Source organism: uncultured Ralstonia sp. (genome assembly GCA_913056305.1).
GTDB lineage: Bacteria > Pseudomonadota > Gammaproteobacteria > Burkholderiales > Burkholderiaceae > Ralstonia.
Genome location: CAJXMR010000001.1, coordinates 54141 through 79488 on the forward strand (window position 1 = coordinate 54141; position 25348 = coordinate 79488).

A 25348-nucleotide genomic window follows, 5' to 3' on the forward strand; every position below is an offset into this window, starting at 1 on the left:
CATGGGTCTGGATGCAAACAAGCGCGGCTTCCGGCCTGCAACGCTGCTGGCGGGTGCTGCCATGGCGGCCTGCCTGGGCGCCACCCTGCCCGCTTACGGCGCGGCCGGCGATGCAGCTCCGGCGGCAAACCCCACACCGGGCCAGGTCGTGGCCGGCGGCATGGTCCCGGATGAGGCCACCAAGGCCAGCGTGCTCGCCAAGCTGCGCGAGCTGTACGGCAGCGCCAGCGTGGTCGACCAGATCGAGGTCGGCAACGTGGTGTCGCCGCCCAACTGGTCGGCCAATGTGCAGAAGATCCTGTCACCGCAAATCAAGCAGGTCAACCGCGGCCAGCTCACGGTCGACGGCACACAGGTCGCACTGCACGGCGACGTGGGCAACGAAGCGCAGCGCCAGCAGCTCACCAGCGACATGGCGACCACGCTCGGCTCGAGCTACACCATCAAGAACGGCCTGCGCGTGGCCGCGGTGTCGGAGCAAGGCCTGCTGGACCAGACGCTGGCCAACCGCATCATCGAGTTCGAGACCGGCAGCGCCACGCTCACACCCAAGGGCCGCGCCATTCTGGATGAGATGTCTGCGGTGCTGCCGCGCTTGAACGGCCGCAAGATCGAGATCGTCGGCCACACCGACAACTCGGGCAGCCGCGCGATGAACCTCAACCTGAGCCAGACACGGGCGGAGACGGTGAAGAACTACCTGATTGCGAAGGGTGCGGAGCAAGGCACGCTCACGGCGATTGGGGTGGGGCCGGATCAGCCGGTGGCGGCCAACAACACCGATGAGGGGCGTTCGCGCAATCGGCGGATTGAGTTTCGGGCGAGTCAGTAAGCCTGCGTAAAACGGCTGCGCGACCGCTCACGCGGCGGTCGCGCCACGCGTCATCCGGCGTTGTCCGGTGACGGATCCCCCAGGCCGAGCAGCTCTTCGATCTGCGAGAGCGTCGCATCGTCCTTGACCACCGTACGCAGCCAGGCGTGTAGCGGCATGTCGCCCCACTTGGCGGCGCGCGCGGCGAGGTAAGCAACCGGGCTATGCGGCTCGGTCTGGCGGAAGAATTCGGCGACTTCACGCAGCTGGTTCAGTGCCTGGGCGCGTGTGCGGATCGGGCCGAGCACCGTTGCGACAACGGGCTCTGCCGCAGCTGCTCCGGCTTGCTGCTGGGTAGCGGCGGCATTGGTTTCCACCGCCGCAGGCTTGGGCTCGGTCTTGCCGCCAAAGCGCTCCACCAGCGCACGGACCGCTTGCAGCGCTTCTCGGGCCGCGCGGAAGCTTGGCGCATAGTCGCCGGCGCGTGTATTCAGTACGTTGTCCAGTCGCAGCAGCGCTGCCCCGCAACCCACCACATCGTCGTACAGCGCCGTATAGAACGCAGCCGGCGTAGCCCGGCGTGCCGCCTCGAATTGCTCCTGCGTGATCTTGCCGCGTGACAACTCATCGGCCTGATCCGGATCGCGGCGGATGGATTCAACCAGCGCCGTTGCGACTTCCCAGTCGACGTAGTTAAAGCCGCCCTTGCCTGCCTCCACCAGCGGCACTTCGCGGATCAGCTGGCTCGAGCGTGCGGCCAGCCACGCCATGCTGCCCATCCGCGCCTCGGGGTCATCCGCCTCGGGCAGCGGATACAGGTGCTCCCAGAACTGTTCGCACAGGCCGGCGATCAGCTCGTAGCCCTCGCGCAGGCCAGCGAAGCCGCGATCTTTCGACAGGCCTTCCGCCAGCCACGCGGCCAGGCGCAAATCCTTCGTGCGGTTCTGCAGCAGCGACGACCCCTCGCTGATCACCGCGCGCCAGTTGGCCTCCTTGATCTCGGTCACCCACTCACCCTGGTCGAGCGACGGGTCGTCGAAGCGGCGGGCTTCCTGGATGCTGTCGAATTCGGTGGAGAAGAGCATGTCTTCGCCGCAGGGGTGTGTGCCGGGCAGTGGGGCCAGCAGTTGGTCGAACGGGAGAGAGGTCATGGCGTGATGCATTGCGCAAGCGAGCGTGAGGTGGAGTCCTCCGCGCCCAAGATCGATTGGATCGGACGGTGGTGATGCTACTCAGGGCGGGTGCATTTGGGGGGATTGTTTCTAAATCTTCATATCGCGCCTAGCAAAGCCCAGCTTCACGCAGCGCAAATCTGGGCGGCGCCCGTTAGCCGTCTCCAGGCACTCGCTGCGCCTGATCGTACGCCCCCAGCACTGAGATCCCCATCCAGCTCGTCCGCAGTGAAACCAAGGCGAGCTTGCCGTCGTCGGCGCCGGTTCCGTGCTCACCTGTGCCACTCCAATGGAGCGAGACGGATTTGCCCGCCAATGGGCCCTCCAGAATTTCATACTTAATTGTGGTGGAGCCGACGCGGCGAGGACCTTTGGGAGAAAGGATCGTGTACGCGCGCTTGGCCTTCACGATCGACCGCTCGCCGCACGCGGCGTTGTACAGGTTCTTCACGGTGCCGCCGGAGAGCGTCACGATGACAAGCGCTGCCGCAAACAGCATCGCATTCATTGCGTCTGCCGTCTTCTCAACCTCCTTCGCAAAGTCCGGATCGTCAATGTTCTTGATAGTGATGGTCTGCACGATCACGCACACCATCAAGCCGGCGAACACCAGCGGATAACGCAACCACCACCACCGTGCGCTCTGCTCGCCGCCCAACGGGTAGGGGTCGGCAACGCCCACCCCGATCAGAATCATCGCGGCGAAGATGATCAGCAAGGTCAGCACCAGGCCGACGAAGCCGATTTCGCTGAGAGGGCGATCGGCCGGCTCGGCAGACTCGGTCGTTTCGGGCGTCACGGTCATGTCGGTTCTCAAAGGCTCGCGGATGGGGAACGATTACTCCGCCTGGCGCGCACCGCTGCCCTCCTCCCAACCGCAGATGAGTGCATTCGGAATGTAGCGCCGGGCATCCGCCTCACGCATGCGGCGGGCGATGTCCACCATATTCAAGTAGAGATGACCATCGCTGTCATGCGACCCCACCAGCAACCGCTTGCCGTCTGTGCTGAACCGCACCTGATCCGGATCACCCGGCATCCTGTACATGCCCAGTTCCACGCCGGTGGCCAGGTCGGTCACGCTGACCACGGGTTGCTTTCCGAGCGCGGCGACCAGTTGCCGGCCCGCCCCATCGTGCCAAGCTGCACCAGGCTCCATGACCTGTCCCATGTATTCGGCATCGCACAGTGTCCAGGCTGCGACCACCTCGGGCGACGCTTCCTGAGGGCCAGGGCGCGCCAACAGCAGACCGAGCGCCGAAGGCCGCGAGAGAAACAATCCATCCGCAGGCCCCTGGCGCGGCAATATCGCACCGACATCCTCAGGGACACCCCGCGGTGCCAGCGGCGCAACGAATTCGGCCTCGACGCGAGCCACTGCAGCTGCATCTTCCACCGGGACAGCCTGCCCCGCGGACTCCTGCTCCGACACAGGGGCCGGCAACGTGGCCCGCAACGCGTCTGCTGCCTTGTTGCGTGCTTTCGTGGCAACGGCTTCAGCCTGCCGTGCGTCGCGTTCGGTGCGCTTTTCTTCTTCGGCCTGCTGATCGATCGTCGCTTGCTCCGCAGCGTCTTTGTCCCACAAGACGCGCCACTCGCGCAATGCGGACCAGGGTGCAAGCCACAGGCACCCGTAGAGCGCCGTCACGGCCACCAGCGCAGTGACGACGATGCGACGATGCAGCAACCAACCGGCACGGGCCGCGTCGGCCATGGCACTCACGGCCAGCCCAAGCAAGGCGCCCGCGACTAACCCGCCCAGATGGGCCGCCTGATCCACGCCTTTGATGACAAAGCCCATCACAACGTTGATGACGACCGTCTGCACCAGCACTTTGCTCGTACCCGACAGCGTGCCCCCTTCCTTTGCCAGCAGGGGTGGTGTGTCGTCATGCAGCCAGGCCGCGACCACCACCGCACCACAAAGCGCCATGATTGCGCCGGAAGCCCCAACGCTCACGACCATTCCAACGTGGTCATCGGAGACAACCTTCCAGCCCAGCCAACATGCGCTGGCATAGCTGGCCCACACACCGCCGAGCAGGTAGATCGCGAGCGTGCCGGCCTGACCAAACCAGCGTTCGGCCAGTCGGCCTACGAGCAACAACATGTACATATTGAGCAGCAGGTGCACCAGCCCCACGTGCAAGAACACGCTGCTCAAGAGCCGCCAGCCGTCACCCGTGAGGGTGAATGTCGTCAAGTTGCCTCCCAGCTGGTACAACGTTCTGGCTGGGATGTCGATCAGCCCATGCCCTGCCGATACGGTGATCAGAAACATCAGCGACGTGATGCCGATCAGCAGCGGTGTGACGCGCAGTCCTGCGAGATTTGAGATGCTGAGAGTTGGAGAGCCTGGCATGGTTGCCTGAAATATGCGATGTGGCCATCAGGGGCCATGCTGTTCACCCGGCCGAGCGATCTTTGAGACCTGCAGGCCAAGATTGGGATCAGAGTCGAAGACGAGTCGTTTCTCGAATCTGATCAATAGCGGATGTAGAAGGTGCCGTACTCACCGGGGCCATCGGGCTTGCGTTGGGCCTTGGAAGACTTGACCAGATCGACGTTGCCGGGGTCGGGGATGCCCAGGGTGCGGCAGACTTTTTCTGTCAGGCGCACGAAGGGCATCCACTTACGGGCGAGGATGATGGTCATGAGGCCGAAGAAGGCGTAAATGCCGCAGCGCTATATCAATCAGATCGCTTGACGAACAGCATTGATCAATTGAATGCACAGCACATACAAAATGATCGACGCGGCTATTCGCGTTCCATAAAGAAACCACTAGCCGCCATGCGCCAGGTTGTAGACTTTCTGATCGCTCAGCGCCGCACCGCCTGCTGCTGCAATGATCTCTGGCGAAAACGCCGGCACCTTGCCAACCCCCGAGCGACGCAACTTCTCCCCCGGCTGAATCGGCGCTCCGCCTTCTTCCATGTAGCGGCGAATGTGTTCATAGAGCCGCCACAACACCGCGTCTTCCCACCACCCTGCGTAGCCGATATTCACGATCTCTTTGCACAGATTGGGCTTGTTCGGCTCACCCCAGAGCAGGGTCAGGAAATACGTCTCTCTAGCTGCCGCCCCGGTGAATTGGGTCATCTTGTAGCTGCGCGCCTTGACGTCATCCCATGAGTAAGTGCGAGGCTCGGCAACGCCTTGCTTCTTCCAGAATCGGAAGAAGATGAATGGTCGAAGTTGGATGAAGCTGACCTGTCGCGTTTTTCTGTTGAAGAGCACTGGCAAATCACGCGGCGAAAAGAGTACGAGCTTGAAACAAACCACCGCAGCGAGAAATGCGATCGCAGAGGCAAAGAACATCAATATAGATGTCCCCACGAGAATTGGTTGGTCCGGGTTCCATACCGCAACCCCCGCGTATGCGAACATGATCATGAAGACTGTCATGATGACCAGGAACAATGTTCCAAAAATTGTCTTTCCTTCTGAGCCCAACGGGGACCCGATTTCTATGGCGTCCGGATAGACGTTCAATAGCGATTCACACGTGCTTGCAACCAGATGCACGGGCTGATACTTGTTGTCGGAAGCAACACGCCACGGCTTTCGCTGTGCTTGCAACGTGCGCTTCTTCGCTTTGGGGAATTCGAAGTATGGCTCCGGCGCATTCCACTCCGACAGCAATACACGAAAATCAGGATTGCCCTGGGACATCTCGGGAAACCTCGCAATATTTTTCCAAAAAATAGCTGGCAGTGCTGAGTTCAAGGCAGCTGTTCTTCAACCAGCACGTCACCTTCCGGGGATTCAACTCGCACTTTGGCAGATGCGCCCTTGAAAGTCATGGTATTCAGATCCGCAGATACGATGAGCGTGTTCCCATCATCCTTCACATCTGGCCGCCCCCCTTCGACGCCGTCCAATGCTGCGGCTGCCGTGCCCGGGAAAGCCTGCAAACTGCTTCCACGCTGCGTCAACAGAACGGTACGTCCGTCGCGGCAATTTCCATAGATCTGAACAGACCAAGTCAATTTCTCACGCAATGCCTTGTTCAACGAGAAACTGAGCCAGGCCTCCCTAGACACTGCGTAGCTTGACATTTGCGGAGATGGCAAACCTCCCATCCCTACCACTGCCATGGAGCGCATGAGACTGTCGCCGACACCATTCCTGTAGCTGAAATCTACACTGATGCCAAGCAGCAGTTTGTTCATCTCGTCCTGCTCCTTGGCAAGACTCCCCCACGCCTTGCTACCCCATACCGTGCCCGCCACCCAATCTTCCGCAGGCGTATTCTGAATCATCATGGCGATATAGCCAGCTGCCACACCGAGAGCGACGAGCAGCAAACCCCACCCAGTCCATGAAAGACCGAAACCTGTAACGGTGAGTACCCCCATGGCATTCGCAACCGCAGCGCCACCAGCCAATGCCGCACTGAAGAAGAAGAATGCTTGTGCACCATAGGCTGCTGCGGCAGCCGAGTCACTATTGCGGTTCCGTGAAAACATCTTGGTCAGCGCAGTCACGCCATCAAGCGCGCTTGAAAGCGCTGAAGCAAAGCCAGCAACCACCTTGAGTCCAGTACTAAGAGCGAGCTTTTCCCACTGCTTAGCAAACGCTGCCGAAACCTCCGCCAAGGCCGCTGACGAACCCAGCGCAGCGGAAGCCAACCCCAGATAGGCCTCAACCCGGACCTCATCATTCCCGCTACGCAGCTTCTCGAGATTCTCACTCAAACACAACAACTGGATAACCGCACCACCCGCCGAGAGCACAGCACCTCCTTGCTTGAGGACACTGCCAACTCTGCGCGCGACCTCTTTAAGTTGCTCCCCACCTTTCGGCAACTCAGCAAGTGTCGTCGTCGTAGCTGTCACGCTCTCAAAGACATAGACGTCAATGCGCGCATTGCCTTTGGCCCCGGACAAGTCCATCGCCAACGCGCCGCTTCTCGTGACGTTCGTGACCTCGGATTCGCCTACCTTGCGCGTGGACTTGCCCACGTCCGCTCGACTCGCTTTAGCGACTTCACGCCAATAGATTTTGGCCTGCTCTTCGCTCACTTGAACCCGTGTCGCTCGTATCTTGCTTGTGGTCACGCTTGTCACGCTGACTCGAACGATCAACCGCTCCATCTTTTTGAGAAGGTCGGGCGACACTTTCTTGAGCTTGGACAGCATCACGCCAGCAGCCCCCGCCAGAGGCATCAGCCCGAAACCCGCCGCAGACGCAAGCATTCGCAGATACGGCAAGCTGTGGGCCAGTGTCCCAACCAGTTTCCCGCCTTTCGCGTCTTTCTCCAGCTCCTCAATCACGTCGAACAACGCCTTGGCCTCATCAACGGTCTTTGATCGTTGATCGGACTCCTTGAACCAGTCGAAGAAATCCTTCTGGTTGCCCAACATCGCGCGCACCAACACGTTGTTCTTGTCGAGCGGATCGCTTTTTATGAAATCGGCATACCACCCCGCACCGACATCGGTAATTGGGCCGCCATACGTCACCTTGCTGACAACAAGAGCGTAGTAGACACCGTCTTGCCGCGTGGTTTCATCGAAATCATGCTCTGTGACGAGCTTGCGCGCAGGACTAGTGAGCCAAGTACCGTAGTCGACCTCAATGCGCGCCAGCAACTGGCTGTCTTTAAGGCATGCTCGGTCGTACTTTTCAAGGTACGTCTTATAACCGTCACCCGCCTTCTTCTGCACCCTCACTGCTGGCAACTCGTCATTTGGAATGCTGACCGTGCCGAGTGAAGGGTTGGTGTATGCCCCCCCGGGGAACATACCCCCCCCTTGAACGGTATAGGTCTGAGGTATGAACGTTGCACCTGGGGGCAATGCGCCCCGACTTTTCATATCGTCGAACTGCGCACGAGGCATGTAGGACTCACCATACAGCCCCGGTGTGTTACCGAGATTGCGGTACTGTGCGTCAAAAAGCTCCACCAGCGCCTTGATGCTCATTGCCGACTGCAACTTCCAGTAGCCGTTTTTTTCGGCCAGCATTTTCCTGGCCATTTGTGGCAGCTCAAGTCGAAGTTGAGCGGCTTCATGTGTCACCCCAACCGCATCCGGCACGCTGACAAGCATGGCTTTGCTGACGTCGAACTGTTTACCGCGCGTAACAATCACGGACGCCTGGCTGTAGACGTCCTTTGCCCCCTCCTTGCGAGGCAGGGGTTTGCCATCCTTATCGAACGGCACACCGGGGTAAGGGTTACCCAAAAGCGCTGCTGATGCGTTCTGCTTGTTCACGTCGTACTCGGGCAAGACAGCAGACAAGCTCGCTTCTGACAACGGAACCGCACGCGTGCAACTCGCCTTTGGAGCATTGACACAAGCCATACGCTGATTCCGGAGTTTCTCGTTTCCGGCATACCGCTCGCGTACCTTGTCACTCCAGGGAGTATCGCTAAAACCGATCCAAACACGCTGCGTGTTCATCGCATCAGGAATAACAAACAGCATTGCAGCGGCGTACCCGTCGACTCGCTTACAGCTGAACTCCTTTGCTTCGCCAGGCACGGGCAACTGTGCGATTGGCATTGGCGTCAAATAGCCCAGCGTATCGACCTGGAATGCTTGCCAGCCCTTCTGGGCTTTTATTTCGGGGGTGTGTGCATGCTCGTAGTACGCATAGACGTATCCACCGCGTAGCGTTCGCATGACATAGCCGGAGTAGCTGAGCTTAGGATCGGCAACTCCGGGCAACAGCTTTTCGATGGCCCCGTGCTTACTGTCAGCGTACTGCTTCTCGGCGAGACCAGGCCGCACCAGCAGCATGGGCAGCCCTGACTTGATACACGAGGCGCAGCCTCCTGATCCACATTGTGGGACACCCACCGCAGCTTGGTTGGCGTTCTGTGCGTACTTTCCTGTGACTTCGCCTGCCATGACTTCACTCCGCGTTCGCGCCAAGTTGTGGGGTCGAAAGATTGTGAGGCGCAGATGTGTCCATCAATTCCTGCCGAATTGCATCCCAAGACTCATCGGATAGCTCGCTCAACCGCAACCCGAGATTGGATGATTCTCGTAACGCTGACTTGACCACCTCCATCACACGCGGATGCTCGCAAAGACGCGGATGAATCTGCAGGATGTAGGCTGCCAGGACCACGATGTCTGCAGCCTGAACTAACTCGAGCGATTGAGCCGCCGCAACCGCATCCATTGCCTGCCGCAAGTAGTCAGGAGGCAGCATCGGCTGAAAACGTTGCCAGCCCCGCAGCAACTGCTGAACAAGCTCGCAGTTACGCAGACGCGCCCATTGCTCGGGTGGCAATTTCTTGTAGTTGAGCTGCCAATCTGCGGGCTGCGGCACAGCATGAGCTACAAGCTCGTTGCGTCGATCCAGGGTCCACCACTGACTGATTGGCCCAAACCACTCCCGACGCTGTGCTTCGTCCAAGACAGACCACACCAGCTCAAATACACGACGATCAGCCAATCGAAGATAGCGAGTACCGGCGGGCATTCCAACTGGGGTCATGCAACGTGCGAGATGCTTGACTATTGCCTCAGGGGCCGCAGCGGAGCGCAGCCATCCTCCAACAGCGAAGCCCTCGTCATTCTCTATATCTGCGTCTCCCTGCTCTTCCAAGGCGGCCATAAGGCTTGCTCTGAGCACCTGCACAGATGCAGGTCTGAGTCGGACCAAACAAGGAAGCTGATGAGCCGACAACCGCGCAGACTCGATCACTATCGGAAACACTTCGCAACCCGCGGCAAGAATGAAATCCCGCTCCAAGGGTTCCCGCAACATTGGATCGAGCAGAAGATAGGCACGCTCCTCGTCGTTCGCGTGTAGAGACTCTCCAAGTGTTCGCAGCAGACTATCGAAAGACATACGTTCGCTCAGAGAGTTGCCGCACCGCCTGCCGCGGCGCGTTGATCATTCTCGGGGCACGCTTTCAACTCACCCTTGGCCATCGAATTGTTCACCGCCCCACCTCCTGGCCCCACAAACTGATGCCCCGCGCCCTTGAACGTCACCATCCCCGGTGCATGCAGCTCAATCGTGCCGTTGGTCACCTTGATCTGCGCACCAGCAGCGTTGACCAGCACGTACTGCTTGGCCTCCACCGTCACGTTGGCCTGCGTGGACGCCACGGTCACGGCCTTCTCCGCCACCAGATGGCTCTCGCCCTTGAGGCTGCTCAAGCCCACCTTGCCGCTCGCCGCGTGCAGCGCGATGCCGGGCGTCGCATCCGACGATTGCCCCACCGCCTTGCCATGCGCAAACAGGCTCACACCCTCGGCCACGGCGATGGACAGGTTGCCCCCCGCCGCCACGTTCGCGTCCTGCCTGGCAGCGAGCATCACCTGCGTACCAGCCACCAGCACGGCATCGGCCGGGGTCGTGGTCAGGATGCCCTTGGGCGCCGACACCTGCAGATGCGGCTCGCTGTAAGCGACGGCCGAGGCACCCTCGCCCGCGCTCTCGGCATGCCGCAGTACTTCGGTGGTGTGCCGCAGCTGCTTGAGCGCAGGCAGCTCCTTCGCTGACGGCTCGTCCTGCAGGCCGGCTTTCTGCTTCTGTGCCACGTCGGCCAAGGACTCAGCCAGTTCGCCCATCGCTTCGATCTGGCTGGCGGCATCTTCGCTGTCTTGCAGCGCTGCGCCGGTGCCGGCGCTGTGCGCGGTGAGCAGCAGGCCAGCGCCCGCGCGCAAGCTACCGCTGTCATCGGTGGCGAGTGCGGCGCCGTGGCCGAGATCGGCTTGGCGCGCACTGTCGATCTGCTCTTTCTGGTGGCCCAGGATCAGGCCGGTGGCGGCCTGCGTGGTGCTCAACTGGGTCCGGTTCTGGCCATCGGTGTCGTCAAACACGAGCTGGTTGTAGCCCGACGTGCCCGCCTGGCTGCCCGCCAGCGCCTGGGTCTTGATGCCCGAGAGCACGGCGTTGTGCGCGTAGGCGCCCTGACTCTTGGCGTCCCCGGCAAACCACGCAGGGGCGTTGCCGGTGGAACCGGCGGCGCCGGCCTGGTTCTGGTTGTATTGCGCATCGGTCTGGCCGGTGCCGTTGTAGGTGGCGCCCACCACCACCGGGCGGTCGATGTCGCCGTGCAGGAATTCCACCAGCACTTCCTGCCCCACCCGCGGCAACGCCACGCCGCCCCAGTTGGGGCCTGCCACCGGCGCGGCCACCCGTACCCAGCTGCCCAGGCCAGCACTCGCGCGTGCGTTATCGTCGCCCGCCGGATGCGACTGGCGGCTGGCCGAACGCGCGCCGCGCTGCCAGTGGAACTGCACCTTGATCCGATGATCGCGGTCGGTATGCACCGGCCCGCTCGCACCGATCACCAGCGCCGTCTGGCTACCGTTGACGGTCGGCCGCGGATGCAGCACCCGCCCCTGCGCGTCGCTCTGCTGCGGGCGCACCGGTACGGTATCGCGCACCACGGTGAAGTGGTTGCGGTAGAACGTGGCGTCATCGCCGGTGCCGGCGTTGTTCGCGGCGCCCAGAACGTCGCCGCCGGGCAGCGCGCCCAAGGTTTCCGCCAGCACCTGGCCGAAGCGATCGTTGAAGTTGTTGCGCGCCTCGTGCACGACGGCGAGCAACGCAAAGCGCTGGTCGCCGCCATCATCGTCGTGATCGAAATGGTCGGTCAGCTTGAAGCGCGTGCCCGGGGCCAGCGTGCGGACGCTGCCTTCGCCGTCGAACTGCTTGTCGCGCAGTTCCAGCGCTTCCATCATCAGGCGTGCGACGCGCTGCGCCTGATTGTTGTCTTCGAACCAATACTGGCCGGGGTAATCGGTGTCCTGCAGCGTCAGTTGCGGGCCGCCGTCGCCTTGCTGCTGCGCGCCCAGCTGCGCGCTGCGTTTCGCGTTGGCGCGGTAATCCCAGCTGGCGATCGACACCGCGTTGGTCTGCCAGCGGCGCGTGCCCTGCCAGCGGTCGATCACGTCTTCGGTGGCGGTAGCATCGGCGCGGCCGAAGCGGATGCTAGCCTGCGCGTTGTCGATGAAGACATCGTTGGCATCGGCGATCACCATGCGGTGCACGCCCAGCGCGTCGCCGTCCTTGGTTTCGTGCTCGAAGCAGTAGAACAGCCCTTCCTCGGCCAGCAGGCGCGTGACGAAGTCGAAGTCGCTCTCTTCATATTGCGTGATGACGCTGCGGCGCGTGTACACGGACGCATCGCGCAGTGACCAGCGCCACGCCGGCACCAGGCGGCCCTGGCCGTTGTAATCGCCAAACAGGCTGTCGATCACCTCGATGACGGACATGTCCTGGAACAGGAAGCTGTCGCGGCGGTGGCGCAGGAAGGCCAGCCACGGCTCGATCACCAGCCGGTAACGCACCAGCCCGCCGTTGGCGCCGATCTGTTCGAAGCGCGTGACGTGCCCGTGGAACGGGCGCAGCGTGCTGCGGCTTTGCTGCGTGAGCAGATCCAAGCGCACGGGCTGCCCGAGCAGCTTCGCCGAATCGATATCGGCGTTGTCGGACAGCGCCGTCAGCTCCAGACGGAAGCCGCCGTCATCGATATGCTCGGCAGCGTCCAGCTGCTCGGGCAGCAGCACGTTCGGCCCCAGCGGCGTTTCCAGCCGCAGCAGGCGATTGGCCTGGGTGAAGGCCGCACGCAACAGGTTTGCCAGCTCGGTCGGAGAGACCATGGTGTGCTCGCTTAGTTGATGCGGTACTTGAACTCGCCGCTCTTGCCGACGCCGACTTTGATCTTCTCCACGCTGCCACCCTCGGCCATGCGCGTCAGGACGGATTCGGCAATCTCCGGCAGCAGCGTGCCGTTGAGGATGTGGTCGACCGCGCGGGCGCCGGCATCGACCTCGGTGCAGCGGGCGAGCACCGATTCCACCAGCGCGGTGTCCCACTGGAACGTGGCCTTGTGGTTCGCGGCCACGCGGTCGCGGATGCGGCCCAGCTTGAGCGTGATGATCTCGGCCAGCACGTCGTCGGGGATCGGGTAGTACGGCACCACCTTGGTCCGCCCCAGGAAGGCCGGCTTGAACGTCTTGTAGAGCACCGGGCGCAGCATCTCGGCCAACGAATCGGCGTCGGGCAGCTCTTCGGCCGGCTTGTTGATGCAGGCCTGCATGATGGCCGACGAGCCGACGTTCGAGGTCAGGATGATGATGGTGTTGCGGAAGTCGATCGGGCGGCCTTCGGCGTCGTCCATCTCGCCCTTGTCGAACACCTGGAAGAACATCTCCAGCACATCCGGGTGGGCCTTCTCGACTTCGTCCAGCAGCACCACGCTGTAGGGGTTGCGGCGCACGGCCTCGGTCAGCACGCCGCCCTCGCCGTAGCCAACGTAGCCCGGCGGCGAGCCCTTGAGGCCCGACACGCTGTGCGCTTCCTGGTACTCGCTCATGTTGATGGTGACGAGCTTGCGCTCGCCGCCGTAGAGGATGTCGGCCAGGGCCAGCGCGGTCTCGGTCTTGCCCACGCCCGACGGCCCGGCAAAGAGGAACACGCCGCGCGGCTTGTTCGGGTCTTCCAGGTTGGCGGTGGCGGTGCGCACGCGCTGGGCGATGGCGTCGAGCGCATGGTTCTGGCCGATCACGCGGGCGGCCAGCAACGGCTTGAGGTTGAGCACGGTGCGCAGCTCGTCCTTGACCATGCGGCCGAGCGGGATGCCCGTCCAGGCGGAGACGATTTCCGACACCACGTGGCCGTCCACCTGCAGCGGCACCATCGGCGTGTCGCCTTGCAGCGCGCGCAGCTCGGCCAGCAGCGCTGCCAGTTCGTCCGGTCCATCGGTCGTGCGGGTGCGCTTGGGCATCGAGACCACGTCACTGTTGGCGGCCACCGGCAGGGCATCTTCCTCGCCGGCCTGGGCCGCGCCGCCCTCGCGGGCTTCGCGCAAGGCCTGGATGCGGGCGACCAGCGCGCGCTCCTGCGCCAGGCGCTCGGTGTTCTGCGCCACGCGCTGTTCCAGCTCAACGCGTTTGGCTTGCAGCGCTTCCAGGCGCGCATCGTGTGCGGCACCTGCGCTCTGCTCGCGCTCCAGCGCGTTGATCTCGCCCTGCAGGCGCTCCAGCGTCTTCTGGTCGTCTTCGATGGCGCCGGGCGTGGCGCTCTGGCCCAGGGCCACCTTGGCGCAGGCGGTGTCCAGCACGCTCACGGCCTTGTCCGGCAGCTGACGTCCGCTGATATAGCGATGCGACAGGCGCACCGCCTCGGTGATCGCCTCATCCAGCACGCGCACGCCAAAGTGGCGCTCCATCAGCGGGGCCATGCCGCGCAGCATGGCGGCGGCCAGCGGCTCGCTCGGTTCTTCCACCTTGACGACCTGGAAGCGGCGGGCGAGCGCGGCGTCCTTCTCGAAGTACTTCTTGTACTCGCTCCACGTGGTGGCGGCGATGGTGCGCAGCTCGCCGCGCGCCAGCGCCGGCTTGAGCAGGTTGGCCGCATCGTTCTGCCCGGCCTGACCGCCCGCACCGATGATGGTGTGCGCCTCGTCGATGAACAGGATGATCGGCTTGGGGCTCTTCTTGACCTCGTCGATCACGTTTTTCAGGCGGTTCTCGAACTCGCCCTTGACGCTGGCGCCGGCCTGCAGCAGGCCCATGTCAAGCGTGCGCAGCGTCACGCCTTGCAGCGGCGGCGGCACGTCGCCCACGGCCACGCGCAGCGCCAGCCCTTCCACCACGGCGGTCTTGCCCACGCCGGCCTCGCCGGTCAGGATCGGGTTGTTCTGGCGGCGGCGCATCAGGATGTCGATCACCTGGCGGATCTCGGCGTCACGACCGATGACCGGGTCGATGCGGCCTTCGCGCGCGGCCTGCGTCAGATCCACGGTGAACTGGTCGAGCGCGGGCGTGGCCGTGAGCGCGGCAGCAGGCTTGCCGCCGCCTTCGACTTGCGCGGTCGCATCGTCAGCAATATCGACGGCCTGCTCCTGCTCTTCCGAGCCGGCGGTCATCCGTTCGAAATCGTGCTTGAGGCGGTCCGCCTCGAACTTGCCAAACAGGCGCGAGCCGCGCTCGGCCAGTGCCGACAGGCTCGGCTCGGTCAACAGCGCGAGCAGCAGGTGGCCCGAGCGGATGCGGGTGATCTGCGAATCGAGCGAGGCGATCAGCCAGCCGTGCTCGAACAGCTTGGGCAGGTACGGCGAGAACGCCGGCGTGCGCGTGTTGCCGGTCTGGAAGCGCGCTATCTCGGCTTCCAGGTCGCGCTGCAGCGCCGCCAGGTCGATGCCGCTGGCGCGTGCGGCCACGGCGAAATCGCTGCGGCGGTTTTCCAGCAGCGCCAGGAACAGGTGCTCCAGGTCGACTTCATAGTTGCCGCGCGCCATGCACAGCGAGGCGGCGCGCTCGGCGGCCTGCCGGCTGGTCGCGTTCAGCTTGGCGATCAGGGTCTTGAGTGGGGTGGCCATGACAGCAGGGCTCCAAGAAGTCGATGAAGGTGTCTGTATCAGTGCAGCGGCGCGAGCGTATATTGCGCATCGCTGCGGTCCTGCTGGGCGGGGCGCGAACAGAGGAAGGTGTCCCAGCCCAACCGGCCATCATCCGGGCCGCTGTCGCGCGCACCGAGCCTGCAGCCGGTCACGTCCTGTTGGCGCAGAATCAGCTTGACCTCGAATTCGAGCGTGGTGCCGCACAGGATGGTCAGCATCTTGCGCAGCGCCAGCGCGCCGGGCGCGCCCGGCAGGAAGTTGCGGTATTGCGCGCGCTTGAGCGGCCCCATCCACAGGCGCACGCGCAGGTCGCGTTGCCACACGCGCGCGCCGGCCAGCGCGGTGGCGCCCAGCACGTTGCTGGTACCGCCGAGTCGCGTGTATTGCGAAGGGGGCACGCGATACCAACCGCCCACGAACTGCTCCACCCGCACCGGCGCCTGGAAGTAATCGCCCAGCACCTGCTGCAGATAGGTGGCGGACACCGGCCGATGCCGGATCGCCGTGGCATAGCCGGCCAGCGCCTCGTCGTGGATCGCCCCGGGGGTCAGCGACAGATCGCGGCGCAGCGTGTCGTCGGCGGCGCCCGCCAGCGACAGCAGCATCGGCAGGTAATGCCTGCTGTTGTCGACCTCGTACTGGAACGGCAGGCGGTACTTCTTCCAGGCGAGATAGAACAGCGCCGTCGCCCGGTTCGAGAAGATGTCGAAGAAGGCCCGTGCGGCGCGGTCACGCCAGACGCTCTCGCGCTCGGCGACGATCTCGGTATAGCGCAGCGGCAACGCGCCCTGCCCGCCCAGCATGCCGAAGAACGTCGGCGTGATGGCCACGCTGTCCAGCGCGCCGTCTTCGAGCGCGGCGATGAAGGCGGTGTCGGTTTCCAGCATCTCGGCGGTGACGCGCTCGGCCTCGATACCCTGCAGCTCGCTGGGCGGAAACGACAGCGCCAGCGTGTTGCGAAAGCTCACCCGCGTGGCCAGCGTCTGCTCGGGCGCGGTGCTACTCTCGCGCGCAAACAGCTGCTCCAGCAGCCGCACGGCCTGGAAAAATTCATACCGGTGCGGCTGCCGCAGCAGCCGGCGGATCACACCAGGATCGATTCGCCGCTGCGGGGTGCGCATTTGACCAGTTCCTTGCCGCTGCGGCGCGACACCGCAATCAGCTGTACAAAGCTGTTCATGTGGACGTACAGGCCGAAGAAGTGGTCCAGCACGCGGATGAAGCGATGCAGGCCGGTGCCCACGAAGGCGTCCTCATCCAGCGTGAGGCGCACCTCCAGCCCGCGCACGAAGGTGGCGAACGGCTTGCCGGCCAGCCATTGCGTGGCCGGCTGGTAATCGAGGCCGACAATGCCTTCAATCTGCCGGGCCGAGATCGCGCTGCGCGGCAGGTCGTGCAGGCGCAGCATCTCCTTGAGCGTCGGCAGCCCGTTCTGCACCAGCGACAGGTGGTTGAGCGCCAGCAATGAGATCAGCCGCCACTGCGCCGAGCGCCCCCCGCCAAACCGCATCGACGGCGTCGGCTTGCGCAGGAAGGTGATGTTGCGCGCGATCGAATTGCCTTCCATCGACAGGTCGCCATCGGGCTGGCCGAACGCCAGCGTGGATGGCAGATCGCGGTTGGTGCAGGAGACGGAGAGGCTCAGCGTATCGGTCTGCGGGCTGGCCGGATCGAAGTGCGTATCGACGATGGAGATTTCGGTCTCGAAGCCGGGGCTGCGCTGCGCGACCAGCTCATTGCGGCGCGCGAGCCAGTAGTGGCCCGCGCGGCCAGGCTCCTCGCCATGGTGCAGCGAGTAGAACGGGCGGAACTCGGTCACCTGCTCATGTGCGGCGGTCTCGCGCACGAGCTGCACGTGGTCGATCGAATAAATATCGAAGCCGTGCGCGCGACGGCTGTCGGCCACCACCGGGTAAGCGCTGGCCGTATGCTCGATGCGGATCGGATCGGCCTTCTGCTGGAACAGGTTGACCACCGGCGTGCAGTGCAGGCGCAGGTGCTCGGCCTGCAGGCTCTCGAGCAGGCGCGCGGCGTGCGAGTCGCTGCGCAGGTCCTTCAAGACCAGGTGCAGTGTCAGCCGGCGCACCGGCACGCCGGGCGTCAGGCCACGGCGCAGCGCGGCGAGGTCGATGTCGAAGAAATTGAATTTCTCGGCAAAGCTGAGGTGCTCGGTCAGCAACCGATAGGCCGGGTGCGAGCGTGCCGGGCAATCGATCAGCGCCTCGTTTTCGGCAAAGCCGACCTCGTGCAGGGGCACGCGGGTCAGCCGCGTCCATACGCCGGTGCGCTCGCCTTCCACATAGGCCGCCGCCGTATTCAGGAACAGCGCATCGCCCAACGCCGCCACGAACGACGGCTCGCCATCCATATAGACGCGCAGGCGGTCCAGCGGCAGCGATTCGAAGCCGCCGCGCTCGCCGACGAACTCCAGCGTCACCGCAATCGCCCCGGTGGCGCCCTTGGGCAACTGCACCGCCGACGGCGCGGAGACGGCACGCTCGAATGCCGCCGCGGCCACCCGCACGGGTGCAAAGGTCACGTCATAGGCGGTGCGGAAGCGGCATTCCACCTTGCGCACCGCGCGGGTGGTCAGAAACGTGCCGCGCGCAATGGTGACGGGCGCGCTCAGCTGCGCCGCCACACCGCGCACATCGAAATGCGCCACGGAGCACGATGGAAACGGCCGCAGGTAGTGCGGGTACAACACCTCCAGCAGCGCTTCGGTAAATTCGGGGTAGTCGTCGTCGAGCTTCTTGCTGACGCGCGCGGTCAGGAAGGCGAACGATTCGATCATCCGCTCGACGTGCGGATCGTCGCAGCCGTCGCCCGACATGGCGAGCCGGCCCGCGATCTTCGGATAGCGCTCGGCAAAGTCGCGCGAGTACCGGCGCAGGAAGGCCAGTTCTCGTTCGTAGTAGGGCAGCAACTCTTCCATGGTTCCTGGCGGTCCGGTGTCGGTGTCGATGGCAGCGCGATGCGCTCACGCGGCGGCCATCTCAGCCGCGCCCGCGCGAGACGGAATAGCGCAGCGTGGACGGTTGCAGCGTGGCGTCGAAGGTCACCGGTTCGCGCGCGGGCCCGACCAGCAGCACGGCACTGATGCCAAAGCACAGCGCATTGGTCGCGCGCTCGTTGATCTCCAGCGACACGTTGACGTGCTGCAGGCGCGGTTCATGCCGCTCGATCGCCTTGGTCAGCGACTGGCAGATGTAGTTGCGGTCGTAGAAGCTGGCAAGGCTCAGGCCGGCGAAATCGTTCAGCCCATACGTCAGCAACGACCGCTTGCACTCAGGCAGGCCATGCAGGTCTTCCTCTTCGAACACGATGCGCGTATTGAGCAGCGATTCGATATCGCGTGCCACCGTGCTCTTGAGTTCTTCAAGCGAGAGCTGGCGCAGCGCCGTGGGCAAGGGCGCGTGCGGCTCATCGTCGAAGAGCTTGTCGAGCAGGCTGGGTTCGAAGCCTTTCATACGTGCAAAGCGTGCCTATAAAGCAAGACGCCGCAGCACGAGGCTGCGGCTGGTCCGGTCACAACACCAAACGTTAAACCGCCTCGTTAGACCGAGTACGTCTTATCGTTCTTGGTGAGGCTCCAGGCGCCTTGCGAGTTACCGCCCTGGCCGCCCGCGCTCTTCTGCTGCGTGTACTTCCACTGCACCGCGGCATAGCGCAACGAGAAGGAGTCGTTGGGGATGCCCGTGTCCACGGCTTGCGAGCTGACGTTGCTCAGGATCGCGTTCTTCAGCTTGACTTCCTGATACTTCACGCGATTGCCTTCGCCGTCTGCGCGGAAGAACTCGATGGTCACCTCACCGAAGGTCGTGCCACCCGACGCGTGCTGGTACAGCAGCGGGCTGACCACGTCCATGTCCTTGGTGAACACCATGTCGGCGTGCTCGCAGCGTTCGGCGGTGTGGCCGCCCGCCGTGGAAGCCGTAGCCGAACGCGGCTGGGTGATCGACTGCAGCCAGCTGCTGACTTCGATCCAGTCCTTGTGGTCCTTGTCCTGCGACTCCCCCTTGATTGCCGGGCTGTCGAACTTGACGTAGATATCCTTCATACAGAGACCCTCTTCAATAGATAGGTTGTTGGTACTGCAATAGGTGACGAGCGGTTAGGCCCGAACATTCCCCCCGGGGAGAGTCCGGTCAGGAATTACGAATTGGTCGGCTTGGGCAGATCCGCCACCAGACGCAGCGAAATCGACAGTTCATCGAGCTGGAAGTGCGGCCGCAGAAACGCCACCGAGCGGTACGTGCCAGGCTTGCCGGGCACCTCCGACACCTGGATCGACGCCTCGCGCAGCGGGAACTGCGCCTTCTGCTCCTGCGTGGCGTTGTCGTCCAGCAGCACGTATTGCGAGATCCAGCGGTTGAGGAAGGTCTCGACGTTCTTGGCCGAGGCGAAGCTGCCGATCTTGTCGCGCATCATCGCCTTCAGGTAGTGCGCCACGCGCGAGACCGAGAAGATGTATTGCAGCTGCGCCGAGAGCACCGCGTTGGCATTCGCGCTGTCGGTGTCGTACTTCTTCGGCCGCTGCACCGACTGCGCCGCGAAGAACGCCGCATAGTCCGAGTTCTTGCAGTGCACGAGCGGGATGAAGCCGAGGTCGCTCAGCTCCTTCTCGCGGCGGTCGGTGATGGCGATTTCGGTCGGGCACTTGAGCGCGATCTCGCCGTCGTCGGTCTTGAAGGTGTGGGTCGGCAGGTCTTCGACCAGGCCGCCGCCTTCCACGCCGCGGATCGCCGCGCACCAGCCGAAGTCGTCAAACGCGGCCGTCAGGCGCGCGCCGAAGGCCCAGGCGGCGTTGCACCACAGGTACTTGCTGTGGTCGGTGCCGTCCACGTCTTCGACAAAATTGAAGCCCTCGACCGTGGTGCCGTCCTTCGGGTTGTACGGCAGCCGGCCCAGGAAGCGCGGCATGGTCAGGCCCACGTAGCGCGAATCCTCCGACTCGCGGAACGACTTCCACTTGGCGTATTCAACCGTATCGAACACCTTGGCCAGGTCACGCGGCTTGCCCAGGTCGGCAAAGGTTTCCAGGCCCATCAGCTCGGGCGACGACGACGTGATGAACGGCGCATGCGCGGCCGCGGCCACGTGCGACATCTGCTCGATGAAGTACATGTCTTCCGGCTGGCGCGTGACTTCAAAGTCGCCGATCAGCGTGCCGAACGGTGCGCCGCCGAAGGTGCCGAACTCTTCTTCGTACACCTTCTTGAACAGCGCGCTCTGGTCGAAATCGATGGCGGTCTTGAAGTCGCGCACCAGGTCGCGCTTGGTCGCGTTGAGCGCCTTGATCTTGATCATCGTGCCGGTCTGGGTTTCCTTGACCAGGTACGACAGGCCGCGCCAGGTGGATTCCAGCTTCTGGAACTCCGGCGCATGCATGACCGAGCTCAGCTGCGACGAGATCAGGCGGTCGAGCTCCGCCACACGGGCGTCGATCGTCGCCGACAGGTTGTCGGACACCACCACGGTGCCGCTCAGCACCTGGTTGACCAGCTCGCCGATGATGTCCTTGGCGCGCGCGTGTTCGGAATCGGACTTGGCCACGCGGCTCTGGTCGACGATCTGGTCGAGCAGGTTGACGGCGTCAGCGGTTGCTACGCCCTGCGCGAGCGCGGCAGATTGGTTGTCAAGCATCCCCACCTCCGTTCTCCCCGTTGTTCTTGGCGCCGAGTTTCTCCAGTGCTTCGGTGTTCTTCAGCACGTCGGACAGCAGGTCTTCCAGCTTGTCGTTGCCGGCCAGCTTGTTGCGCAGGTCGGCCAGCTTGGAACGTGCCTCCAGCAGCTGGCGCAGCGGCTCGATCTGCTGCACCACGGCCTCGGGGCTGAAATCGTCGATGGAGCGGAACTTGAGGTCGACGCCAAAGCGGCCGCCCTCCTCCGTCAGCGTGTTGGGCACCTGGAACGCCGCGCGCGGCTCCACCGCACCCATCACGTCGTCGAAGTTGTCGCGGTCGATGTTGACGAACTTGCGATCGCGCAGCTTGGGCTGCGGCACCTCCGACTGGCCGGACAGATCGGCCACCACGCCCACCACGAACGGCAGTTCCTTCTGCTCGATCGCGTCGCCCTTCTCCACGTCATACGTCAGCTGCACGCGCGGCGGGCGCACCTTCTGCAGACGCTTCTGCACACTTTCTTTCTTGGCCATCACGTGCCTCCACTCATGCGCAACGGAAGGGGCCGATCAACGCAGCGCGCCGAACGGGTCTGCGCTGCCACCACCGTTGCCGGCAGCCGGCGCCGGGGCGGCCGATGCGCCGGCGGCACTGTGGGTGGCGGTTTCAGCGGTTGCCGGAGCACCGCGCTTGACGATGCGGCGCTTGGGCTGCGGCTTGGCCGGTTGCTGCTCGGCCGGGAACAGGGCTTGCTCGCCGAGCGTGTCGCGCAGCATCTTGGCCAGCACCTGGGCATCGGTGCGCACGTCGCCAGCCAGTGCGCTGTCGGCACGCAGCTCCTGCAGCGAGCGGCGCGCCACGCGCAGGCCGCTCACCGCCAGGATGCTCTTGGCCTGACGGTCGCTGCTGTCACGCTGCAGCGCCTCTTCGGCCGCCAGGATGGCTTGCGGATATTTTTCCGAGCCGAACTGGATCTGTGCGATGCGCACCCACGGGTCGTCGCGCGTGGGGTTGGCCTTGGCGATCTGCTGATAGAGATCGATGGCCTTGTCCTGCTGGCCGCCCTTGGCGGCGGCTTCCGCCTCCGACATGCTCTTGGCGAATGCCTCGTCGGTTTGCGGCCCGGGATTGCTTGTTGCACAACCGGTGAATAGCACGGCAGCGCCGGCCAGGATGACGAGGGAACGGAGAATGCGGGAAGTAGACATGGAATTGGCCACGACGAGACTCATCAGAAGTTCAAAGCGGGTCGTCGAAAACCAATCCATTTCACTGGAATTAGCGAGTTAAATGTTGGTCTCGACTGGCGCGAAATAGTACACTCCGCTCATTGCAGTTGACAACCATTAATGGATTATTAAGAAATCGAAACATTCACGATCCATTTTATGCTTTTCGGCGTGCGCACAGGCAATCTAGGATTATTAAGAAATAGAAATATTTCCATTTCTTAATTTAGGCAGAAGCCAATGCGAAGCGCCAATTCAATAGAATTAAATATTCCAAAAATCAGGCATGAAGATGACTAAATTCGATGCTGCAGGGGGGCTGTCGGGCTGCGGCCGCCGCTCCGGGCACCGCGTCGCGACGGTGCTCAAACTGGCGCTGGCTGGCGCGAGCGTGGCGGCGCTGGCGGCCTGCTCGACTGGCGCCAGCGTGCTGGCAGGCGCCGCCAATGGTGCGCTGGAGGCCATCGGGCTGAAGTCGTCGAGCGTGCCCGAGTCGCAAAAGCCGCCGCGCGAAGTGCCGCTCAAGCTGACCGCCGGCACCAACCTGAATGCCGCCACCGACAAGCGCCCGGTCGCGCTGGTGGTGCGTTTATATTCCCTCAAGGATCCGACCAGCTTCCTGCAGGCGCCCTATGACACCTTTATCGATCCGGCGCGCGAGAAGCAAACACTGGGCGCCGATCTGGTGCAAGTGCGGGAAATGACATTGATCCCAGGCCAGCGCTACGACTTTACCGAGAAGGTCTCGCGTGAAGCCAGTGCGCTTGGCATCGTTGCCCTGTTCCGCAGCCCCGCTTCCCAGCGCTGGAAATTCGCGTTCAATGCAGAAAAGAATGAAAAGGCGGGCATCATGATTGGTCTGCATGCTTGCGCCATGACGCTCACGACCGGCACCCCGACCACGCCTGCCGGCAGCGTACCGCTGACCGACCTCAACCTGCTCTCCCCCGCCAGCTGCGGCAGCTGACCCAGCGCCATCCGACGACAAGGGCCAACGTGAGTTATTCCGCAAAGATTCTCTGGGGCGAGGGGCTGTTCCTGCGTCCGCAGCACTTTCAACGGCAGGACGCGTATCACGAGTCGCGCCTGCATGCGACCGCGCAGATGATCCAGCCCTACGGCTGGGGCGTGCGCCATGCGCGCTTCGATACCGATGCGCTTGCCAGCGGCGTGCTGCGCGTGACTGAGCTGCAGCTGTTCTTTCCTGACGGCGAGCTCTACTTCGCGCCGCAGGCCGACACACTGCCGCCCCCGCTGGTGCTGGATGCGATTCCGGCCGGCGTGTCCGAGCTGACCTTCCACATCGCGCTCTATCCGCTGCAGGATGCCGGCGGCAACTATCGCGAGCAGTTGGAAGGGGCATCGGTCTCGCGCTTCGTGGGCGCGGAGCAAGACACCGCCGACCTCTATACCGAAGCCGAACCCGCCGCCATCACCTACCTGAAGAAGTCGGTCAAGCTGGTGGCGGAGACCGAGCCGCGCGACCAGTTCATCTCGCTGCCCATCGTGCGCGTGCGCCGCACCGGCACCGGCGGGTTCGAGCTGGATGAGGCCTTTGTCGCGCCGAGCCTGTCGATCAACGCGTCGTCGGTGCTGTACCAGCGGCTGCGCCGGCTGCTCGATGCGCTGCAGGCCAAGGTCAATGCGCTGTATGGCTTCCACCGCGAGCCGACCAAGAACATCATCGAGTTCCGCTCCGGCGACATCGCCTCGTTCTGGCTGCTGCACACGGCCAACGCGGCCTATGCAGCGCTGTCGCACCTGTATCACCACCCCGACCTGCACCCCGAGCGGCTGTTCCAGGAGATGCTGCGCCTGGCTGGCGCGCTGATGACCTTCACCAAGAGCTACACGCTCACCGACCTGCCCGGCTACGACCACGACAACCCCGGCCCGGCGTTTGCCAAGCTGGACACCATCGTGCGCGAGCTGCTCGATACCGTCATCTCGACGCGCTACTTTGCGATTGCGCTGGAAGAGACGCGCCCGTCGTTCCATCTCGGCCGCATCGACTCCGGCAAGATCGACGACAAGACCAGCTTCTACCTGTCGGTCTCGGCCGACATGCCGGTGGCCGAGCTGGTGGAAGCGATTCCCGCCCGCTTCAAAGTCGGTGCCCCGGACGACGTGGAAAAGCTCGTGCTCTCGTCCATGCCCGGCGTGCCGATCACGTACACGCCGCAGGTGCCGCCCGCCATTCCGGTGCGACCGGGTGCGTGCTATTTCACCGTCGAGGCGCGCGGCATGCTGTACGAACGCATGCTGCAGGCCCAGACCATCACCATCTACGCCCCGGCCGGTATCCGGGAACTCAAACTTGAACTGATCGCGGTGACTTCATGAGCGCTACCACCACGCCTTCCCTGTTTGGCAACTCCGCGGCCCCGGCCGGCAACGCGCAGGCCGATACGCGCGAAGCCAACACCCATGCACGCACGCTGCTGGACCTGCTGTACGACGGCTTCTTCATGCTGTTCCAGCTGCGCAACGGCCAGCAGCCGGCCAGCGCCGAAGACTTCCTCGCCCGCATGCGCGCCTTCCTGGAAGACTTCGACCGCGGCGCCAAGCGCCTGAACGTCTCGGCCGAAGACGTGTTCGACGCCAAGTACGCCTTCTGCGCCGCCGTGGATGAGACCATCCTCTCGTCCAACTTCGCCATCCGCACCGCGTGGGAGCGCCGCCCGCTGCAGCTCGTGCTGTTTGGCGAGCAACTGGCCGGCGAGACCTTCTTCGTCAAGCTGGAAGAGTTGCGCGCGCACGGTGCGCCGCGCCTGCAGGCTCTGGAGGTGTTCCACATGTGCCTGCTGCTGGGTTTCCGCGGCAAATACATCATCGAAGGGCCGGAGAAGCTCGCCTACCTGACCGCGCGCCTGGGCGACGAGATTTCCGCCATCAAGGGCAAGCGCGCCGCCTTCGCGCCGCAGTGGCCGCTGCCGGACAAGGTGGCGCACACGCTCAAGCGCGAAACGCCGCTGTGGATCTTCGGCGCCGTGTTCGCGCTGATCGCGCTGCTGGGGTACATCGCGCTGTCGCACACGCTGCGCACCAAGACCAACGAGACGCTGGAAGGCTACTCGCAGGTCATCAAGCTCGGGCCGCGCTTTTCGCACCTGACGATCTCGCTACCCTGATGACGGCCTGACGCCGCCCACCGGCCAGCCCCCCGCTGAACCGCCCATCAAGAA

The 25348-nt window shown here is 63.7% G+C and carries 20 protein-coding genes; 4 read left to right on the plus strand and 16 right to left on the minus strand.

What is annotated here, in order from left to right; all coding sequences use genetic code 11:
• Position 1: 1 nt before the first annotated feature.
• Positions 2–832, plus strand: coding sequence for an OmpA family protein (locus QZ609_RS00200; RefSeq protein WP_295489401.1), 831 nt, complete (start codon positions 2–4; stop codon positions 830–832).
• Positions 833–882: 50 nt separating this feature from the next.
• On the opposite strand, the gene tssA is transcribed toward QZ609_RS00200, so the two are convergent.
• From tssA to QZ609_RS00280, 16 genes are all read right to left on the minus strand, one after another.
• Positions 883–1962, minus strand: a complete 1080-nt coding sequence (gene tssA, locus QZ609_RS00205; RefSeq protein WP_295489403.1) for a type VI secretion system protein TssA — start codon at positions 1960–1962, stop codon at positions 883–885.
• A 175-nt stretch (positions 1963–2137) separates the two neighbouring features.
• Entirely contained in the window at positions 2138–2788 is a 651-nt protein-coding gene (locus QZ609_RS00210; RefSeq protein ID WP_295489406.1) for a hypothetical protein, read from the minus strand.
• 33 nt (positions 2789–2821) lie between these two features.
• Positions 2822–4345 (minus strand): rhomboid family intramembrane serine protease, encoded by a 1524-nt coding sequence (locus QZ609_RS00215; RefSeq protein ID WP_295489409.1) that lies wholly within the window; start codon positions 4343–4345, stop codon positions 2822–2824.
• A gap of 122 nt (positions 4346–4467) precedes the next feature.
• On the minus strand, positions 4468–4638 hold the full coding sequence (locus tag QZ609_RS00220; protein ID WP_295489412.1) for a hypothetical protein: 171 nt from the start codon (positions 4636–4638) through the stop codon (positions 4468–4470).
• Between the two features lie 129 nt (positions 4639–4767).
• The gene (locus QZ609_RS00225) at positions 4768–5712 is read right to left on the minus strand and encodes a DUF6708 domain-containing protein (protein WP_295489414.1); all 945 of its coding nucleotides are present in this window, start codon (positions 5710–5712) and stop codon (positions 4768–4770) included.
• Entirely contained in the window at positions 5709–8843 is a 3135-nt protein-coding gene (locus QZ609_RS00230; protein WP_295489416.1) for a T6SS effector BTH_I2691 family protein, read from the minus strand. Before QZ609_RS00230 ends, QZ609_RS00225 begins: the two co-directional genes overlap by 4 nt.
• A 4-nt stretch (positions 8844–8847) precedes the next feature.
• Entirely contained in the window at positions 8848–9795 is a 948-nt protein-coding gene (locus QZ609_RS00235; protein WP_295489421.1) for a DUF4123 domain-containing protein, read from the minus strand.
• A gap of 8 nt (positions 9796–9803) precedes the next feature.
• Complete coding sequence (locus tag QZ609_RS00240; RefSeq protein ID WP_295489424.1) at positions 9804–12563, minus strand: type VI secretion system Vgr family protein; 2760 nt, start codon at positions 12561–12563, stop codon at positions 9804–9806.
• An 11-nt stretch (positions 12564–12574) separates the two neighbouring features.
• Positions 12575–15286: a type VI secretion system ATPase TssH gene (gene tssH, locus QZ609_RS00245; RefSeq protein ID WP_295489426.1), complete on the minus strand. Its 2712-nt coding sequence runs from the start codon at positions 15284–15286 to the stop codon at positions 12575–12577.
• 38 nt (positions 15287–15324) lie between these two features.
• Positions 15325–16428 (minus strand): type VI secretion system baseplate subunit TssG, encoded by a 1104-nt coding sequence (gene tssG, locus QZ609_RS00250; protein WP_295489429.1) that lies wholly within the window; start codon positions 16426–16428, stop codon positions 15325–15327.
• The gene (gene tssF, locus QZ609_RS00255; protein ID WP_295489431.1) at positions 16392–18242 is read right to left on the minus strand and encodes a type VI secretion system baseplate subunit TssF; all 1851 of its coding nucleotides are present in this window, start codon (positions 18240–18242) and stop codon (positions 16392–16394) included. The genes tssG and tssF overlap by 37 nt, the downstream gene beginning before the upstream one ends.
• 61 nt (positions 18243–18303) lie before the next feature.
• Positions 18304–18777, minus strand: a complete 474-nt coding sequence (gene tssE / locus QZ609_RS00260) for a type VI secretion system baseplate subunit TssE (protein ID WP_295489433.1) — start codon at positions 18775–18777, stop codon at positions 18304–18306.
• 86 nt (positions 18778–18863) lie between these two features.
• Positions 18864–19367 (minus strand): Hcp family type VI secretion system effector, encoded by a 504-nt coding sequence (locus QZ609_RS00265; protein WP_295489436.1) that lies wholly within the window; start codon positions 19365–19367, stop codon positions 18864–18866.
• Positions 19368–19462: 95 nt separating this feature from the next.
• Positions 19463–20953, minus strand: a complete 1491-nt coding sequence (gene tssC / locus QZ609_RS00270) for a type VI secretion system contractile sheath large subunit (protein WP_295489438.1) — start codon at positions 20951–20953, stop codon at positions 19463–19465.
• Positions 20946–21467: a type VI secretion system contractile sheath small subunit gene (tssB, locus tag QZ609_RS00275; protein WP_295489442.1), complete on the minus strand. Its 522-nt coding sequence runs from the start codon at positions 21465–21467 to the stop codon at positions 20946–20948. The genes tssC and tssB overlap by 8 nt, the downstream gene beginning before the upstream one ends.
• Positions 21468–21503: 36 nt before the next feature.
• Complete coding sequence (locus QZ609_RS00280) at positions 21504–22154, minus strand: hypothetical protein (RefSeq protein WP_295489647.1); 651 nt, start codon at positions 22152–22154, stop codon at positions 21504–21506.
• Between the two features lie 295 nt (positions 22155–22449).
• Between QZ609_RS00280 and tssJ the strand changes: the two genes are divergently transcribed.
• The 3 genes from tssJ to icmH are packed head-to-tail and all read left to right on the plus strand — an operon-like array spanning position 22450 to position 25294.
• Entirely contained in the window at positions 22450–23130 is a 681-nt protein-coding gene (gene tssJ, locus QZ609_RS00285) for a type VI secretion system lipoprotein TssJ (RefSeq protein ID WP_295489445.1), read from the plus strand.
• Positions 23131–23159: 29 nt separating this feature from the next.
• Complete coding sequence (gene tssK, locus QZ609_RS00290) at positions 23160–24506, plus strand: type VI secretion system baseplate subunit TssK (protein ID WP_295489447.1); 1347 nt, start codon at positions 23160–23162, stop codon at positions 24504–24506.
• Positions 24503–25294, plus strand: coding sequence for a type IVB secretion system protein IcmH/DotU (icmH, locus tag QZ609_RS00295; RefSeq protein WP_295489450.1), 792 nt, complete (start codon positions 24503–24505; stop codon positions 25292–25294). The genes tssK and icmH overlap by 4 nt, the downstream gene beginning before the upstream one ends.
• The last annotated feature ends 54 nt before the right edge of the window (positions 25295–25348 follow it).